The organism is Chitinophaga sp. SVR4-12A, from assembly GCF_056754765.1.
The window spans coordinates 6,322,387-6,340,528 of sequence record NZ_JBPGWP010000001.1 but is presented as its reverse complement, the minus strand read 5'-3'; the positions used below and the strand labels follow the sequence as shown (position 1 = coordinate 6,340,528).

The window sequence follows — 18,142 nt, the reverse complement described above, 5'->3', positions numbered from 1 at the left end:
GACACTATCTGAACGTTGTGAGGAAAAATGTATACAAAGAAAAAGGCCGCCCTGCGGCAGCCCTTGTCTTTAAGCAAGCTGTATCTTCCCTTATAGACAGTACCAAACCGGTCTGTGGCCGCCAGCTAATATAAAAAGAGAAGCTTGTTTGCCAGCTGTCAGACAAGCTTCTCAACCACCCTCCTCATGCTTGCCATCTTCTTATTTGTCCAATATTGTAAACGCAGTTCTCCGGTTAATACTATGCTCTTCTTCCGTACAAGGCACATTGTTTGCACAACGGTTCAGCAGCTGCGATTCCCCGTAACCTTTTGCTGTGAGCCTTTTCCGGTCGATGCCTTTTGATACCAGGTACCGTAACGTGGACTCGGCCCTGCGTTGCGACAGCTTCATGTTATAGGCGTCATTGCCACGTGCATCCGTGTGAGAGGATAACTCTATATTCAGTGTAGGATTGTCTTTTAATAGCTTCACCAGGTTGTTCAGCTCAGCTGCCGCGCTCGGGGTAATATCCGCCTTGTTCACACCGAAGCGGATGCCTTTCATTTCAATCGGCTGGTTCATGATGATCGTCATCTGCCCGAAACGGATCTCCCGCTTTGGCTCAACCGGTTTGGGCGGTGGCGGCATTTCCATCGTAATATCTTTATACAAAGCAGCGCTTTCCGTTAGACCATTGGTGGTGATATTAACGCCTGTTACGGCGGTAAAGCCTGTTTTTACAACACTCAGCTCGTAGTTGGAAAGACTGTCCAGCGTGAAATGATAATTGCCGTTTGCATCTGTGACTACTTTTTCTGAGGCGCCTGTCTGCTTATTGTGCAGCGTCACTTCTGCACCGGGCAAACGTACAGCGGTATGCAGATCCTGCACCTTGCCTGAGAGGCTAAATTCCAATACTTTGAAAGCGATAAACCGGTAAATATCATCGCTGCCCTTACCTCCGGAGCGGTTGGAAGAGAAGTACAAAACCGTACTGTCAAATGCAGGTGCAAAGTCGTCCCCGGCACTATTCACAGGACTGCGCATGTTTGTTACCTGCCAAGAGGTATCACCAACTTTTATCGCCTTGTAGAGATCCAGCCCACCCATTCCAGGGCGGCCGTCTGAAGCAAAGTAAAATGTACCATCCTTCGTAAACATAGGAGTACGCTCATTACCGGCTGTATTGATCTGGGGTCCCATGTTCACGGGCGCCCGCCATTTTCCGTTCTCATCGAGCGTGCTGTAAAAAATGTCCGTTCCACCCATATTATTGTCTCCGTTGGTAGAAACAAAATAGATGGCGGAGCCATCGGGCGTGATGTAAGGGTCGCCCAGGGAATATTCGAAGATCCCATTGTAAGGGAATAAAGCGGATTGTTTCCAGGTATTGTTGTTAGCGTCCCATTGCTGTTCTACGATCATTACATTCAACGTGTATGGACCGTCCTTTCCAAGAAAGCTGCTCCGGTCTTTCAACAGTCCCGTTACTGCATAATAGAACTTTCCGTTGTTGCTGTAGCTTACGCTTGCGCTGTGATAGTCGCCATTGATGTTTGTCCCCAGGATCCTGGTAGCGGCGCTGTCCAGTCCGTTGCCCTCGTAAAGATGCAGGTAATTGTTGCCAGTCCACCCATAGTATTTCCTGCTGATACCTGACTTACCAGGATTAGGTTTTTCATACCGGGCATCATAAGGACGATCAGAAGCAAAGACGATTGTACCGTTATGGAATGCGGTGCTCCAGTCAGACCAGGAACTATTCAGCGCCTGCATATTTTCGAGCGCGCCCTTTACGGGGACGGGCAGCCATTTAGCAGCGCTGTCGCAGCCCTTGCGCATGCCCGCCGCAATTGTATGGCTGGCATCCCTGCCCAGGATGCTATCCAATACCTGCTTTGCTTCAGTATACTTGCTGTTGCTCATTAAAACACCTGCATAGTGCAGCTCATCAGCCTGGGTATGATCCGGCATTGCTACCAGCTTTGCATACCAGGGCTCCGCGGCTGCATAATTATTCATCAGCCGGTAGCTCTCTGCTACGCCTCTTGCTGCTTCCGGTGTAGTCTTCTTTTCATATGCTTTCTCATACAAGGGCACCGCACGTGCATAGTTGTATAAGCCCGCCTGGGCGTCGGCCTGCTTGATTGCATACTGCCCGCTGGCAGTTTCCATCATACCTATCATCATAGCTGTTGCCATTAAGAAGCTTAACAGCGCCTGCAGCTTAAAGTTTCTATTCTCCATCATTGTGGTAATAATTAAAAGTATCTGGGAGATAACATTCTTGCCTTCCTGCTGTTAAAGAAATAACTCAGGGATGCTTCATGCGTGGTGTAACTGGTGGCGCCTGTACCATTTATGGTTTGATCATAGGCATATCCTATCCGCAGCTTGCTGTTAACGAAGACTTCCATCATTCCTACAACAGCGCCCGCTTTCTTTACAGAGTTATCTATATTATTTTTATTGAGGATAGCAGTACGATAAGAACCGCCTAACCATATCTTCTCACTAAACAGGAAGAAAGCGCCCAGGTCAAGACTGGTAGGCCCTGCAAAGTCCTCCTTCACCAGCAATGTCGGTTTCAGGAGCACCTCTTCGGAGAGGGGCATCAGTCCGCCCATTGTAAAATACAGGTGTGGTTTCAATGGCAGGTAGGTCTTCAGACCGTCGGCCTTCTGGAAGGTATTGGTGATCAGGTTGTCGGCAGATACCCCTGCATAGATCCGTTCACTGTTATAAAATATTCCCACCCGTGCATCCGGCATGAAGGCAGTCTTTTTTGCATTCATCAAAAATGCATCATTCTGTGTGGCCGGGTCTAAAGCTGCCATATCCAGCCGCTGTTGCATGAAGCCTGCGCCTATACCAAAGGCCAGTGTTCTTTCCCCGGTTTCATCCATGGGGATGCGGTAGGCATAGCTGCCATAGAGCGCGGTAGTGCTTTGTGCGCCCAGTTTATCATTTATTACCTGCAGGCCCAGACCTACACGACCATCATTTACGGTACCATCTGCTGCTGCAGAAAAGGTCTTGGGCGCTCCCGGGAAACCGGCCCATTGGGTACGGTAAAATACATTTACATTCCATTGTTCACGGTAGCCTGCGTAGGCGGGGTTAATATACAGCCCATTGAACATGTACTGGCTGAACTGCACATCCTGCTGGCTATACGCGCTCAGGCAAGCAAGTATACCTGTGAGGAGGAAGGCGATCTTTGTAAAACTTTTATACATACATCTCTTTTTTACTGTTAACATGGCTGCCGGTTAGTCACCGGCAACCATGTGTGTTAAAGTATTATCTCATCAACATGATATAGCCGTTATACGTATGCCATTGTCCGTTGTTCTCCTGCACTTTCAGGGTGTAGTAGTAAGTACCTGCATTGAGGCCTTTGCCTTCCCAGTCGCCCTGGTAATTCTTGCTTCTGAAGAGCATGTTATTCCAGCGGTTGAAGATGATGATCTCATGCTGCGTATATTTTTCCAGTCCTTTGATAACGAAGCGGTCATTAGCGCCGTCACCGTTTGGCGTGATCACGTTGGGTATATCCAGGTCATTAGGCACGATATTGAGCGTTACTGTGGCCACGTTGCTCCAGTTGCCTGCTTTATCCTGTACCCTGTACGTAAATGTTTCCTGTCCGTAGTACCCGCGATCTGGGGTATATGTAAGCGTTCCATCTTCGCTGATCTTTACTGTGCCGTGTTTGGGTTGTTCAACGATCTCGAGTGTTGCGGGATCGATCGGGCTCGGACTGGCGCCGGTACCTGGTTTATCATTATCGAGTACCGGTAGGGTCAGTGTGTTATCAGCCTTTCCTTCCAGTACATCATTATCTGCTATTGGCGCTGTTGTTACTGTTACAGCGGTGAGCGGAGCAGTAGTACAAGCGGTACATCCGGGTATTGGATCAGGAGTGGCGCTGGTGACGGTTGCAGTATTGCTCAGGGTACCGGTGAAAGTAGCCGGTGTCTGAACGGTTATTGTATATGTTACCACTGCGCCATTCGGCAGGCTTGCGATGGTTTCATCCAGGTTGCCGGTGCCGCTGGTATTGGGCAGGGTTACCGTACCGGTGGTTACAGCGGCTGTCCAGGCGCTGATGGTAGTACCGTTTGGCGCGATATCTTTTACGTTTACAGTGGCGGCATCACTGGGGCCGTTGTTGGTTACCGTGATGGTGTAGACCACATTTTGGCCGGGCGTAAAGGTGGTTTGTCCGGCAGTTTGGGTGGTCTTCACTGTAACGAGATCTGCGCTTGGCGTAGCACTGATCGGCGTGGTGGTACAAGCGGAACAACCGGGTGTTGGATCAGGTGTTGGGCTGGTAACGGCTGCAGTGTTAGACAGGTTGCCGGTGAAGCCGGATGGGATAGCAACAGTTACGGTGTAAGTTACTACAGCGCCATTTGGCAGCGTGGTGATTGTTTGATTTAAATTGCCAGTGCCGTTAGTGTTGGGCAGTGTTACTGAACCAGTGGTTACAGCGGCTGTCCAGTTGCTGATAGTTGTACCAGTAGGTGCATTATCTACCACTTTCACATTTGCTGCATCACTAGGACCGTTGTTCTTTACTGTGATAGTATAGATGACGGTTCCACCGGGTACATATCCAGATGCACTTGTTGTTTTTGTTGTTACAATATCTGCACTTGGCGTAACACTGATCGGTGTGGTGGTACAAGCTGTACAACCGGGTGTTGGATCAGGTGTTGGACTGGTAACAGCTGCAGTGTTGGACAGGTTACCAGTGAAGCCGGACGGGATAGCAACAGTTACGGTGTAAGTTACTACGGCGCCATTTGGCAGCGTAGCTATTGTCTGGTTCACGTTACCGGTGCCTTTAGTGCCAGGCAAGGTTACTGTACCGTTGGTTACAGCTGCCGTCCAGTTAGTGATAGTAGTACCAGGAGGTGCATTATCTACCACTTTCACATTTGCTGCATCACTAGGACCGTTGTTGGTGATAGTAATAGTATAATCTACACTCTTTCCAGGCACATAGTCTGCTGCACTGGTAGTCTTCACTGTTACGATGTCCGCACTCGGAACTGCACTAATCGGAGGTGTTGTACAAGTGGTACATCCAGGATTAGGATCTGGTGTGGGACTTGTAACTGTTGCCGTGTTTGACAGGCTGCTATTATAATTAGATGGTATGTCAACCGTCACCGTATAAGTAACCACTGCACCATTCGGAAGTGCAGCGATCGTCTCATTCAGGTTACCGCTACCGCTGGTAGCTGGCAGCGTTACGGTACCACTTGTTACGCTGGCTTTCCAGCTGCTGATAGTAGTACCATTAGGCGCATTATCCACCACTTTTACATTTGCCGCATCACTAGGACCATTGTTGGTAATAGTAATAGTATAATCTACACTCTTTCCAGGCACATAGTCTGCTGCACTGGTAGTCTTCACTGTTACGATGTCCGCACTCGGAACTGCACTGATCGCAGGGGTAGTACAAGTGGTACATCCAGGATTAGGATCAGGCGTCGGACTGGTAACAGTAGCCGTATTAGCCAGGCTGCTATTATAATTAGATGGTATGTCAACCGTCACCGTATAAGTAACCACTGCACCGTTAGGCAGCGCAGCTATCGTCTCGTTCAGGTTACCTGTACCGCTGGTAGCAGTCAATGAAACTGTACCAGTAGTCACAACAGCGCTCCAGCTGCTGATAGTAGTACCAGTAGGCGCATTATCCACCACTTTCACATTTGCTGCATCACTAGGACCGTTGTTGGTGATAGTAATAGTATAATCTACGTTCTTTCCTGGCACATAGCCAGCTGCACTAGTCGTCTTCACTGTCACGATATCTGCACTCGGAGCGGCAGTGATCGGCGGTGTTGTACAACTGGTACATCCGGGATTAGGATCAGGCGTCGGACTGGTAACAGTAGCCGTGTTTGACAGGCTGCTATTATAATTAGATGGTATGTCAACCGTCACCGTATAAGTAACCACTGCACCGTTAGGAAGCGCTGTAATTGTCTCATTCAGGTTACCGCTACCGCTGGTAGCTGGCAGCGTTACTCTACCGCTTGTTACGCTAGCTTTCCAGCTACTGATAGTAGTACCAGTAGGCGCATTATCTACCACCTTCACATTTGCTGCATCACTAGGACCATTGTTGGTGATAGTAATAGTATAATCTACGCTCTTTCCAGGCACATAGTCTGCTGCACTGGTCGTCTTCACTGTTACGATATCCGCACTCGGAACTGCATTGATCGGAGGTGTTGTACAACCAGGACAAGCCGTGTTAGGATCAGGCGTAGGACTAGTAACAGTGGCTGTATTAGCCAGGCCGCTGCTATAATTGGATGGTATATCAACGGTTACAGTATAAGTAACCACAGCGCCGTTAGGAAGTGCAGCTATTGTCTGATCCAAGTTACCTGTACCGCTGGTAGCAGGCAATGAAACCGTACCAGTAGTCACAACAGCGCTCCAGGCGCTGATAGTAGTACCAGTAGGCGCATTATCCACCACTTTCACATTTGCCGCATCACTTGGACCATTGTTGGTGATAGTAATAGTATAATCTACACTCTTTCCAGGTACATAGGCTGCTGCACTGGTAGTCTTCACTGTCACGATATCCGCACTCGGAACTGCACTGATCGCAGGGGTAGTACAAGTGGTACATCCAGGATTAGGATCAGGCGTCGGACTGGTAACAGTAGCCGTATTAGCCAGGCTGCTATTATAATTAGATGGTATGTCAACCGTCACCGTATAAGTAACCACTGCACCGTTAGGCAGCGCAGCTATCGTCTCGTTCAGGTTACCTGTACCGCTGGTAGCAGTCAATGAAACTGTACCAGTAGTCACAACAGCGCTCCAGCTGCTGATAGTAGTACCAGTAGGCGCATTATCCACCACTTTCACATTTGCTGCATCACTAGGACCGTTGTTGGTGATAGTAATAGTATAATCTACGTTCTTTCCTGGCACATAGCCAGCTGCACTAGTCGTCTTCACTGTCACGATATCTGCACTCGGAGCGGCAGTGATCGGCGGTGTTGTACAACTGGTACATCCGGGATTAGGATCAGGCGTCGGACTGGTAACAGTAGCCGTGTTTGACAGGCTGCTATTATAATTAGATGGTATGTCAACCGTCACCGTATAAGTAACCACTGCACCGTTAGGAAGCGCTGTAATTGTCTCATTCAGGTTACCGCTACCGCTGGTAGCTGGCAGCGTTACTCTACCGCTTGTTACGCTAGCTTTCCAGCTACTGATAGTAGTACCAGTAGGCGCATTATCTACCACCTTCACATTTGCTGCATCACTAGGACCATTGTTGGTGATAGTAATAGTATAATCTACGCTCTTTCCAGGCACATAGTCTGCTGCACTGGTCGTCTTCACTGTTACGATATCCGCACTCGGAACTGCATTGATCGGAGGTGTTGTACAACCAGGACAAGCCGTGTTAGGATCAGGCGTAGGACTAGTAACAGTGGCTGTATTAGCCAGGCCGCTGCTATAATTGGATGGTATATCAACGGTTACAGTATAAGTAACCACAGCGCCGTTAGGAAGTGCAGCTATTGTCTGATCCAAGTTACCTGTACCGCTGGTAGCAGGCAATGAAACCGTACCAGTAGTCACAACAGCGCTCCAGGCGCTGATAGTAGTACCAGTAGGCGCATTATCCACCACTTTCACATTTGCCGCATCACTTGGACCATTGTTGGTGATAGTAATAGTATAATCTACACTCTTTCCAGGTACATAGGCTGCTGCACTGGTAGTCTTCACTGTCACGATATCCGCACTCGGAACTGCACTGATCGCAGGGGTAGTACAAGTGGTACATCCAGGATTAGGATCAGGCGTAGGACTGGTTACAGTAGCCGTGTTTGACAGACTGCTATTATAATTAGACGGAATGTCAACCGTCACCGTATAAGTAACCACTGCACCGTTAGGAAGCGCAGCTATCGTCTCGTTCAGGTTACCTGCGCCGCTGGCATTGGGCAGGGTTACCGTACCACTTGTTACGCTAGCTTTCCAGCTACTGATAGTTGTACCAGTAGGTGCATTATCCACCACTTTCACATTTGCTGCATCACTCGGACCATTGTTGGTGATAGTGATAGTATAATCTACATTCTTTCCAGGCACATAGTTAGCTGCACTGGTAGTCTTCACAGTTACGATGTCCGCACTTGGAACTGCATTGATCGCCGGTGTTGTACAACTGGTACATCCGGGATTAGGATCAGGTGTAGGACTAGTAACAGTGGCTGTATTAGCCAGGCTGCTGCTATAATTGGATGGTATATCAACGGTTACAGTATAAGTAACCACAGCACCGTTAGGAAGTGCAGCTATTGTCTGATCCAAGTTACCTGTACCGCTGGTAGCAGGCAATGAAACTGTACCAGTAGTCACAACAGCGCTCCAGGCGCTGATAGTAGTACCAGTAGGCGCATTATCTACCACTTTCACATTTGCTGCATCACTAGGACCGTTGTTGGTGATAGTAATAGTATAATCTACACTCTTTCCAGGCACATAGTCTGCTGCACTGGTAGTCTTCACTGTCACGATATCCGCACTCGGAGCGGCAGCGATCGGCGGTGTTGTACAACTGGTACATCCAGGATTAGGATCAGGCGTCGGACTGGTAACAGTAGCCGTGTTTGACAGGCTGCTATTATAATTAGATGGTATGTCAACCGTCACCGTATAAGTAACCACTGCACCGTTAGGAAGCGCAGCTATCGTCTCATTCAGGTTACCCGTACCGCTGGTAGCAGGCAGCGTTACGGTGCCACTTGTTATGCTAGCCTTCCAGCTGCTAATAGTTGTACCAGTAGGCGCATTATCTACCACCTTCACATTTGCTGCATCACTCGGACCATTGTTGGTGATAGTAATAGTATAATCTACACTCTTTCCAGGCACATAATCAGCCGCACTAGTCGTCTTCACTGTTACGATGTCCGCACTTGGAACTGCATTGATCGGCGGTGTTGTACAACTGGTACATCCAGGATTAGGATCAGGCGTCGGACTGGTAACAGTGGCTGTATTAGCCAGGCTGCTGCTATAATTGGATGGTATATCAACCGTTACTGTATAAGTAACTACTGCGCCATTCGGAAGCGCTGCAATTGTCTCATTCAGGTTACCCGTACCGCTGGTAGCTGGCAGCGTTACGGTGCCACTTGTTACGCTGGCCTTCCAGCTGCTAATAGTAGTACCAGTAGGCGCATTATCTACCACTTTCACATTTGCTGCATCACTCGGACCATTGTTGCTGATAGTGATAGTATAATCTACATTCTTTCCAGGCACATAGTTGGCTGCACTGGTAGTCTTCACTGTCACGATATCCGCACTCGGAGCGGGAGACAAAGGCGCTGTAGTACAAGCCGGACAAGCAGGATCAGGATCAGGCGTAGGACTGGTAACCGTCGCCGTATTTACCAGGTTACTATTATAGTTAGATGGTATATCAACCGTTACAGTATAAACAACCACGGCGCCATTAGGAAGCGCAGCTATCGTCTCGTTCAAATTACCACTACCACTAGTGCTAGGTAACGTCACGGTTCCGGCGGTGACGCCAGCTGTCCATCCGCTGATAGTAGTACCAGTAGGTGCATTATCTACCACTTTCACATTTGCTGCATCACTAGGACCGTTGTTGGTGATAGTGATAGTATAATCTACATTCTTTCCAGGCACATAGTTAGCTGCACTGGTCGTCTTCACAGTTACGATATCCGCACTCGGAACTGCACTAATCGGCGGTGTTGTACAACTGGTACATCCGGTATTAGGGTCTGGTGTGGGACTTGTAACCGTGGCTGTATTAGCCAGGCTGCTGCTATAACTGGATGGAATATCAACCGTTACTGTATAAGTAACTACCGCCCCATTCGGAAGCGCTGCAATTGTCTCATTCAGATTACCGCTGCCGCTGGTAGCTGGCAATGAAACCGTACCAGTAGTCGCAACAGCCTTCCAGCTGCTGATAGTAGTACCAGTAGGCGCATTATCCACCACTTTCACATTTGCTGCATCACTAGGACCATTGTTGGTGATAGTAATAGTATAATCTACACTCTTTCCAGGCACATAATCCGCTGCACTGGTAGTCTTCACTGTTACGATATCTGCACTCGGAACTGCACTAATCGGCGGTGTTGTACAACTGGTACATCCAGGATTAGGATCAGGCGTCGGACTTGTAACCGTGGCTGTATTAGCCAGGCTGCTGCTATAATTGGATGGTATATCAACCGTTACTGTATAAGTAACTACCGCCCCATTCGGAAGCGCTGCAATTGTCTCATTCAGGTTACCGCTACCGCTGGTAGCTGGCAGCGTTACGGTACCACTTGTTACGCTGGCCTTCCAGCTGCTAATAGTAGTACCAGTAGGTGCATTATCTACCACCTTCACATTCGCTGCATCACTAGGACCATTGTTGGTGATAGTAATAGTATAATCTACACTCTTTCCAGGCACATAATCCGCTGCACTGGTAGTCTTCACTGTCACGATATCTGCACTCGGAGCGGCAGCGATCGGCGGTGTTGTACAACTGGTACATCCAGGATTAGGATCAGGCGTAGGACTGGTAACCGTGGCTGTATTAGCCAGGCTGCTATTATAATTAGATGGTATGTCAACCGTCACCGTATAAGTAACCACTGCACCGTTAGGCAGCGCAGCTATCGTCTCATTCAGGTTACCTGTACCGCTGGTAGCAGGCAATGTCACTGTGCCTGTAGTCACAACAGCCTTCCAGCTGCTAATAGTAGTACCAGTAGGTGCATTATCTACCACCTTCACATTCGCTGCATCACTAGGGCCATTGTTGGTGATAGTAATAGTATAATCTACACTCTTTCCAGGCACATAATCCGCTGCACTGGTAGTCTTCACTGTCACGATATCCGCACTCGGAGCGGCAGCGATCGGCGGTGTTGTACAACTGGTACATCCGGGATTAGGATCAGGTGTAGGGCTAGTAACAGTGGCTGTATTAGCCAGGCTGCTATTATAATTAGATGGTATATCAACCGTCACCGTATAAGTAACCACCGCACCATTCGGCAGCGCTGTAATCGTCTGATCCAGGTTACCTGTACCGCTGGTAGCAGGCAATGTCACTGTGCCAGTAGTCACAACAGCCTTCCAGCTGCTGATAGTAGTACCCGTAGGTGCATTATCTACCACCTTCACATTTGCTGCATCACTAGGACCATTGTTGGTGATAGTAATAGTATAATCTACACTCTTTCCAGGCACATAATCAGCCGCACTAGTCGTCTTCACTGTTACGATGTCCGCACTTGGAACTGCATTGATCGGCGGTGTTGTACAACTGGTACATCCAGGATTAGGATCAGGCGTAGGACTGCTAACAGTAGCTGTGTTTGACAGACTGCTATTATAATTAGATGGTATATCAACCGTCACCGTATAAGTAACCACTGCACCGTTAGGAAGCGCAGCGATCGCCTGATCCAGATTACCTGTACCGCTGGTAGCAGGCAATGAAGCTGTACCAGTAGTCACAACAGCTGTCCAGCTGCTGATAGTAGTACCAGTAGGTGCATTATCCACCACTTTCACATCCGTTGCATCACTCGGTCCATTATTGGTCACCGTGATAGTATAATCTACACTCTTTCCAGGTACATAATCTGCTGCACTCGTACTCTTCACTGTCACAATATCTGCCTCCGCTGCGGGAGACAAAGGCGCTGTAGTACAAGCCGGACAAGCAGGATCAGGATCAGGCGTAGGACTGGTAACCGTCGCCGTATTTACCAGGTTACTATTATAGCTAGATGGTATATCAAGCCTTACAGTATAAACAACCACGGCGCCATTCGGAAGCGCTGCAATTGTCTGATCAAGGTTACCAATACCGGTGGTAGCAGGTAACGATACTATACCGTTGGTTACAACGGCTGTCCAGCCGCTGATAGTAGTAGTGCCAGGTGCATTATCCACCACTCTCACATCTGTTGCATCACTCGGACCATTATTGGTGATGGTAATTGTATAATCCACACTTCTTCCAGGTACATAATTCACCGCACCGGTACTCTTCACCGTCACAATATCCGCACTGGCTAATACTGTAACAGCTGAATTATCCTTGATATTGTTACATGACTCCGTACCGGTACCATTCAAACATTCCACATGGGGATCTGTAGGAGGAACGTTTGTATTCGGATTGGTGGCGTCAGGGTCTGTTACGTCATGAGGACGCATGATACTGGCCTCCATATCCAGGGCCCCTCCTGCAAGGGATGCTCCCGGCTTGCCCGTTATATTGAAGGTGATAATACATCCATTAGGCAGATCCAACAGTGCCGTGTAATCTCCGTTCGCATCTATCGAGGGGTTATTCACTGTACCGCAGGAGGTAGTCACAGTAATATCAGACAGGCTGCCAATGGTAAATCCTGCAGGCACATCGAATTTGAAAGGCGCACCTTCAACATCACTCGGACCATTGTTAACAACCGTTACCCGGTAAGTGATTGCTTGTCCCACCGCTATCTGGGTCATCGAAGGCGAAGGGCCAAAAGGCAGCACCTCCAGGTCAGCCCGTCTTATATTGAGCGTAGTATTAGTCGTTACAGCATCTCCCAGCACATAGGTCCAGGTGTCCATGGTCTTATTGTTCCCATAGTTATTATCCCATTTATGGCCATTCGTATTACTGGAAATACCATTACCGGAATTTCCGTTGAACATCGGGTTAGGTGAACCGGTAACAGTAGACAGGTTACTGTCATCCCAGTACACAAGATCACTCTTTGCCGTACCGTCATCATTCAGCTGTTCAATAATAATACCGTTAGGATTATCCTCTACATCAATAAACGGGAAATGCACTTCGGCGCCCGTTAACTGTACTTTGGCCGTAATATTGGCTACTCCCAGGGCGGGAGGAGTGTTTGCTCCGTCTTTACCATCCCAGTATACGGAATTGTTCCCTGCCACTGCTGCTCCGGTGATCGTTCGTTGCGTAAAACCTGCAGAACCTGTTAAAATGATCTTGAAATTACCGGACACGTTGGCGTTGAACCTAATGTAAGCACCTTTACTGCTGACCTGACCGGGTGTTCCTTCCACACCGTCAATAGTGATATTGCTGGCGGTAGGCATTATCTTGGTCGTTTTCAACCAGGTGCTGCCTCCTCCCGCTAGTGAAGCAGAAGCAGGCATTCCCACATCCGGCATTGCATAAAAGATCTTATGGGTAATACTCTGCGCACCATCAGTTGCGGTAGGATCCCAAATATTTACACCAGTGCCTGTCGTGCCGGAGCTCTGGTAAGACGGGGACGCTGCATCGCCAGCCGCCGTCGTGATACCTTTGTTATTTATAAAAGTAACAAAGCCCTGACCCTTTTGACCGTTATTATTCACTCTATACGCATAACCGTCCTTTGTCTGCACATATATCTTACCATTGTACCCCCCTGTATTTACATACATATTCAGCATAGTGGCATACACCCTGCCGGGAATAATGGTAGCAGCAGTTCCCGCGCTACTCACAGAAATATCCCAGGCGGCAATTCCACTGGTGCTGTTGTCCTGTGCCCAGTTGGCATTTGCGTTGACAAGAGCAAGATTATTAAAGGTAATTCCTCCCGGAGTCCGGGTAGCCAGGAACTCTATCTTCCAGATACCACCCTGTGCAGCGCCCGCTACACGTGTAAATGGCGTATAGCCCGTATACGCGCCCAGGGTTTCCTCGTTGCGGTTTGCTATCTGGCCTACTGTTGCAGAACCCACGGTAGTGGCATATACAGTACCGTCAGGAGCCGTTAGCCTGATCTGTCCATTACCATGGCCCTGCGCACTGGAAGCCGCAGCGATCGTCTCACCAGGTTTAACATAGGCATAATGAACACCCAATGAAGGATATACCCAGCTTGCCTGAAAAACATCGGTGCTCATCAGGTAAGCCCTTTGCCCGGTTGCACCGCTGGGATAAAGATCCTTCGAACCTTCTGCATGGCTATCAAAGCATAGGCACAGGCATAGCAAAAGGGAACAGTAAGACGAAATGGTCCTGTAAAGTTGGCTCATAGTTCGCTGTATAAAGTGTTATGTTTTTCGTTATTTTAAGGGCTGTCTCAATAGGGATATAGTTAAGGGGAAGAAAAAACAATAGCCTAACAGCCCTGTGTTTTCTGCGTTATCAAAGGCCAGTTATCGTATTATCTATTTACTTCATGTATTTATGTTGGCGTCGCAAAGGTAGAGCCCGGAAAAGACCACACAAATAGCCATTCCCTACAATCCTTGTAGTATTTTTACTACAAGTAAAAAGTGATACATATTTGAGAAATATTCTATTTTTGCCCGCTCATTCGTCCCGGAAATGTTTAACATCCTTATTGCCGACGACCATTCCATCGTCCGGTATGGTCTTACCAAAATCATAGCCACGCTGTCGGAACCTGTCACTGTATCAACGGTGGAGGCGTTTGACGATGCGGTCAATATACTGTCAAAACAGTCTTTTGACCTGCTCATCCTCGATATTAACCTGCCCGGAGGCAACAGCATACAAATGTTGCACGCTGTAAGGCTGCAGCGTCCCAATATCATGGTTCTTATTTTTTCCGCTTATGATGAGAAGATGTATGCCATTGATTATTTACTGGCTGGCGCCGATGGCTACCTGAGTAAAAACTCGTCTGAAGAAGAAACAAAACAAGCCATACAAACCCTTTTAAAAAGGGAAAAATACATGAGCGCTGTTACGCGCCAACAAATGCTGAACAGGCTTAACCAGCACAAACAACCGGAAGTCAACCCTTTCGATGCACTTTCCGTGCGCGAGATCGAAGTCATGAACCTGCTCACCAAAGGCATCCCGCTGCAGAAAATAGCAGATGTGCTGCATTTACAGGTTTCTACGGTAAGTACTTATAAAACACGCATCTTTTCCAAACTGGAGATCAACGGCATCATAGAGCTGCTGGAAAAGATCAGGCTGTACAATGTCCCTATTTAACAATCGCCAGCGTAATATCAATCACAGTTCCCCCACCATCGTTCGGCTTCACTACAATGTTCCCGTTGATCAGTTGCAGCAGTTCCAGCACAATCAGTAAGCCTATCCCGTCATAGGAAGGTGGCTTACCTTCTGTAACAGGCATGCCGTTCCCGCTTTGGTTGCTCCACGAGGCTACCCCTGCTGGCATCCCAATGCCTGTATCCGTGATCCGGATATAAATATTTTCCTCATCGCAGGATGCCTGTAAGCGCACATATCCTTTACGTGTATATTTCACTGCATTGTCCAGGAGGTTATGGATCACGATCGCCAGCAGCTGGCGGTTTACAAGCACCACGGTGCCAGGTCTCGTATCATTTACAATACTTACTTCCTTGGCTTCGGAAACACTGCGGAAAATTCCCACCTTTTCTTCCAGCAGAAAATAGAGATCCGTTATCTCCAGCGATGAGTCATCACTGATATACTGCGATTTCATGTAAGAGATCAGGTTCTCCACCAGGTGAAACATATTGTACAGGCTCTCATAGATCACATTCCTTTCATCTTTCCCTATTTCAGTTTTATCACCGGCTCCTTTGCGCAGCACCTGCATCATGTATTTCAAAGGCGTCTTGAGGTCGTGAGACATCGCCGCCGTTAACTGCTGTTGAATGAAGCCCTGCCTGCGTAACTGCTGCTCGGAGAGCTGTAGGTTATCCAGCGTTTCCTTCAGTTCTCTTGTACGTTCCTTTACATGCGCTTCCAGCATGCGGTTTTTGCGTTTCACCCTTTCTACCAGCAACAGGAAGATCACAAATGCCATCAGCATCAGCGCTACCATTGCCAGTACGCGGAACCAGGATGTTTCATAGAACGCTTCCTCCACACGGATCATAAATACCCGCTCCATTACCTGGTCGTTCCCAAAACCGCTCACTTTACGGATGCGCAGTTTATACCGCCCGGAATGAGTGGATGAAAACTCGATGATCCTGCTGTCATTCACCTTTAACCACAGCGCTTTATCTCTGTCGTTTTCGTCTTCCAGTGAGTAGTATAGCCGAAGATTGTTATGATCCCCAAAATAAGGTGTACTGATAAAAAGCGCGAGGTGACGGAAACGATCCGGCAACAGGATCGTGCTGTCCGCGTCGATCGTTTTGCCATCCACCTCCACCTGGTCTATGAATATTTGTTTGTCGGGCAGCTCCGGCTGTATTGCAGCAGGCGAGAAATAAACAAGCCCGTCCAGCGACGGCAGTGAAATATCGCCGTTTTGTAATTTCAATGCGCAAGGCTGGCAACCGCCATTAAATTCATTTGTATTGAAACCCTGGTCTTTTCCGTAATAAAGATAGAACAGCTCCTGCCGCTCCCCTTTTTCATAAGCCATCACATCCGCATAGCTTAGCTGGAAAAGTCCCTTGTTGGTAGTGATCCACAGGAAGCCCCGGTTGTCGGCAACAATACAGTGAGCAGCTTCCAGGTACCCTTTTGTGTCCAGGGGAAGCTTTGTCAATCGCCCGTCTTTATAAAGAAATACCCCGTAATTATAAGTGGTGATCCATACCTCTCCGTTTCGCGGTATATAAAGGCTGCGAACATAGCGGTTATTGAAAGCGGGGATGGTATCAGTTTTCCCGGAGGATAAATGAATGCGGTACAAACCATTTCCGGTGCCCACCCAGAGGGTATCAGGTCCCTCGGACATGAGGTAGCTGATATCCTTCAGGTCTGCCCGGTAATGTTGAGCCACCGGGTGAGCCGCTGATGTTTCCAGAAAATATAAACCTTTTCTCCTGCTGCCTATCCATAAGCGGCCGCTGGCGTCTACATAGAGCTGGGTGATACCATCCTCCAGTTTTTGCGACCACAGGATGGCGCTCATATCCGGGTTAAATTTGATGACGGTCCAGTAACCTTTGTACCAGTAGTTACCATTCATATCCCGGGCAATGCTATACCTGTCCACAGTATCCCCACTGCTCAACAGCGGAAGCCGGTTCACTTTTCCATCCGGGCTGAATACAGCTCCGCCCGGGGTTACAATTTTGTTCTTATCAAAGGGAGCCTGCGCATAATATACTTCCTCTCCTTTTCCGGCTTTAAAATTGCTGAATTGCTGCCATTTGCATACATATAATCCTTTAGTACGGCTGCCCACGAATACCCGTTGCTGTTTGTCATCATGATACACGCTTACAATAGCGTTACTATGAAAATCGAAATCTTTTAATACCAGCCTGGAACTGACTGTGGTAGCATTCACCAATGATAAACGGTAACAGGAATGATCGGTGTAAACAAACGCCTGCCCGGCTGCAAAATTCCAATATATTTCTTCCTGTTGCCTGGCGGCCGATAAGCTGCGCCGTTGTAACAGGTCTCCTTCCAGGTTGAGGAAATGGGGCCCATCCTGGTTAAGCAGGATAAATTGCCCGTCCTTATCCATATAACAAAGCTGTTCGCCCAGTATAAAAAGATTTCCGCGGATGATGCCCGGGTTGCGTATCGTGTAACGTACTTTTCCCTTTTCCAAAAAAGAGATGTCATCCTTCGTGACCAGGAAGTATGCATCCGGGCCCAACGCCATCAGGTAACGGTCAGTGAACGGCTTGGGTAAAAAAATATCGGGCAACCCTGTAACAGGATAAACAGTAGAGGTATCGGTATAATAGATGTAGTTAAAATCCCTGGAGACAGATACAGCAGCCTTTCCGTTCCGGATCAGCAGTACCTCCTGGTCCGTTGTCCTGGCAAAAATACCCTTCCTGTTTACATCCGGGCAGACATGGAGTATACGGCTGCTACGGATGGGAAGATTACCGCCGTTAAAAGCGAGGAATTGTTTTCCGTCAAACCGCACGAGGCCATTCTCCGTGGCCATCCACATAAAACCATATTCATCCGGCGTCAGGCATTTTACACTGTTCTGGGGTAAGCCATCTTCGTCTGTATAATGCTTGATAGTATAGGGCGACTGCCTGGTCTGGGCAAACGAGATTACAGATAGCAGCAATAAACAGCAGGATTGGATAGTCTTCTTTCTATAGGTAGCCAGGGACATGCGGACAAGATACAAAAACAGCCGGGCTATCCAAAGGAAGACTCCCCGAATAGCCCGGCTGC

The 18,142-nt window shown here is 48.3% G+C and carries 5 protein-coding genes; 1 reads left to right on the top strand and 4 read right to left on the bottom strand.

Annotation, left to right across the window (positions count from 1 at the left end; all coding sequences use genetic code 11):
• Positions 1 to 201: 201 nt before the first annotated feature.
• The 3 genes from ACR9Y8_RS25540 to ACR9Y8_RS25530 form a co-directional block, all read right to left on the bottom strand.
• Complete coding sequence (locus ACR9Y8_RS25540) at positions 202 to 2,232, bottom strand: OmpA family protein (protein ID WP_481216088.1); 2,031 nt, start codon at positions 2,230 to 2,232, stop codon at positions 202 to 204.
• A gap of 11 nt (positions 2,233 to 2,243) precedes the next feature.
• The gene (locus tag ACR9Y8_RS25535; RefSeq protein WP_481216087.1) at positions 2,244 to 3,221 is read right to left on the bottom strand and encodes a PorP/SprF family type IX secretion system membrane protein; all 978 of its coding nucleotides are present in this window, start codon (positions 3,219 to 3,221) and stop codon (positions 2,244 to 2,246) included.
• Positions 3,222 to 3,285: 64 nt separating this feature from the next.
• A complete protein-coding gene (locus ACR9Y8_RS25530) occupies positions 3,286 to 14,094 on the bottom strand; it encodes a T9SS type B sorting domain-containing protein (protein ID WP_481216086.1) in 10,809 nt (3,602 codons plus the stop codon).
• Between the two features lie 295 nt (positions 14,095 to 14,389).
• Here ACR9Y8_RS25530 and ACR9Y8_RS25525 point away from each other — a divergent pair, with 295 nt between their 5' ends.
• Complete coding sequence (locus ACR9Y8_RS25525) at positions 14,390 to 15,028, top strand: response regulator (RefSeq protein ID WP_481216085.1); 639 nt, start codon at positions 14,390 to 14,392, stop codon at positions 15,026 to 15,028.
• On the opposite strand, the gene ACR9Y8_RS25520 is transcribed toward ACR9Y8_RS25525, so the two are convergent.
• Positions 15,021 to 18,032 (bottom strand): two-component regulator propeller domain-containing protein, encoded by a 3,012-nt coding sequence (locus ACR9Y8_RS25520; RefSeq protein WP_481216084.1) that lies wholly within the window; start codon positions 18,030 to 18,032, stop codon positions 15,021 to 15,023. The genes ACR9Y8_RS25525 and ACR9Y8_RS25520 overlap by 8 nt on opposite strands.
• Positions 18,033 to 18,142 lie beyond the last annotated feature (110 nt).

Coding starts and splice junctions, on each gene's coding strand:
- ACR9Y8_RS25540 (WP_481216088.1), bottom strand. CDS start 2,232: ATGATGGAGAATAGAAACTTTAAGCTGCAGGCGCTGTTAAGCTTCTTA.
- ACR9Y8_RS25535 (WP_481216087.1), bottom strand. CDS start 3,221: ATGTATAAAAGTTTTACAAAGATCGCCTTCCTCCTCACAGGTATACTT.
- ACR9Y8_RS25530 (WP_481216086.1), bottom strand. CDS start 14,094: ATGAGCCAACTTTACAGGACCATTTCGTCTTACTGTTCCCTTTTGCTA.
- ACR9Y8_RS25525 (WP_481216085.1), top strand. CDS start 14,390: ATGTTTAACATCCTTATTGCCGACGACCATTCCATCGTCCGGTATGGT.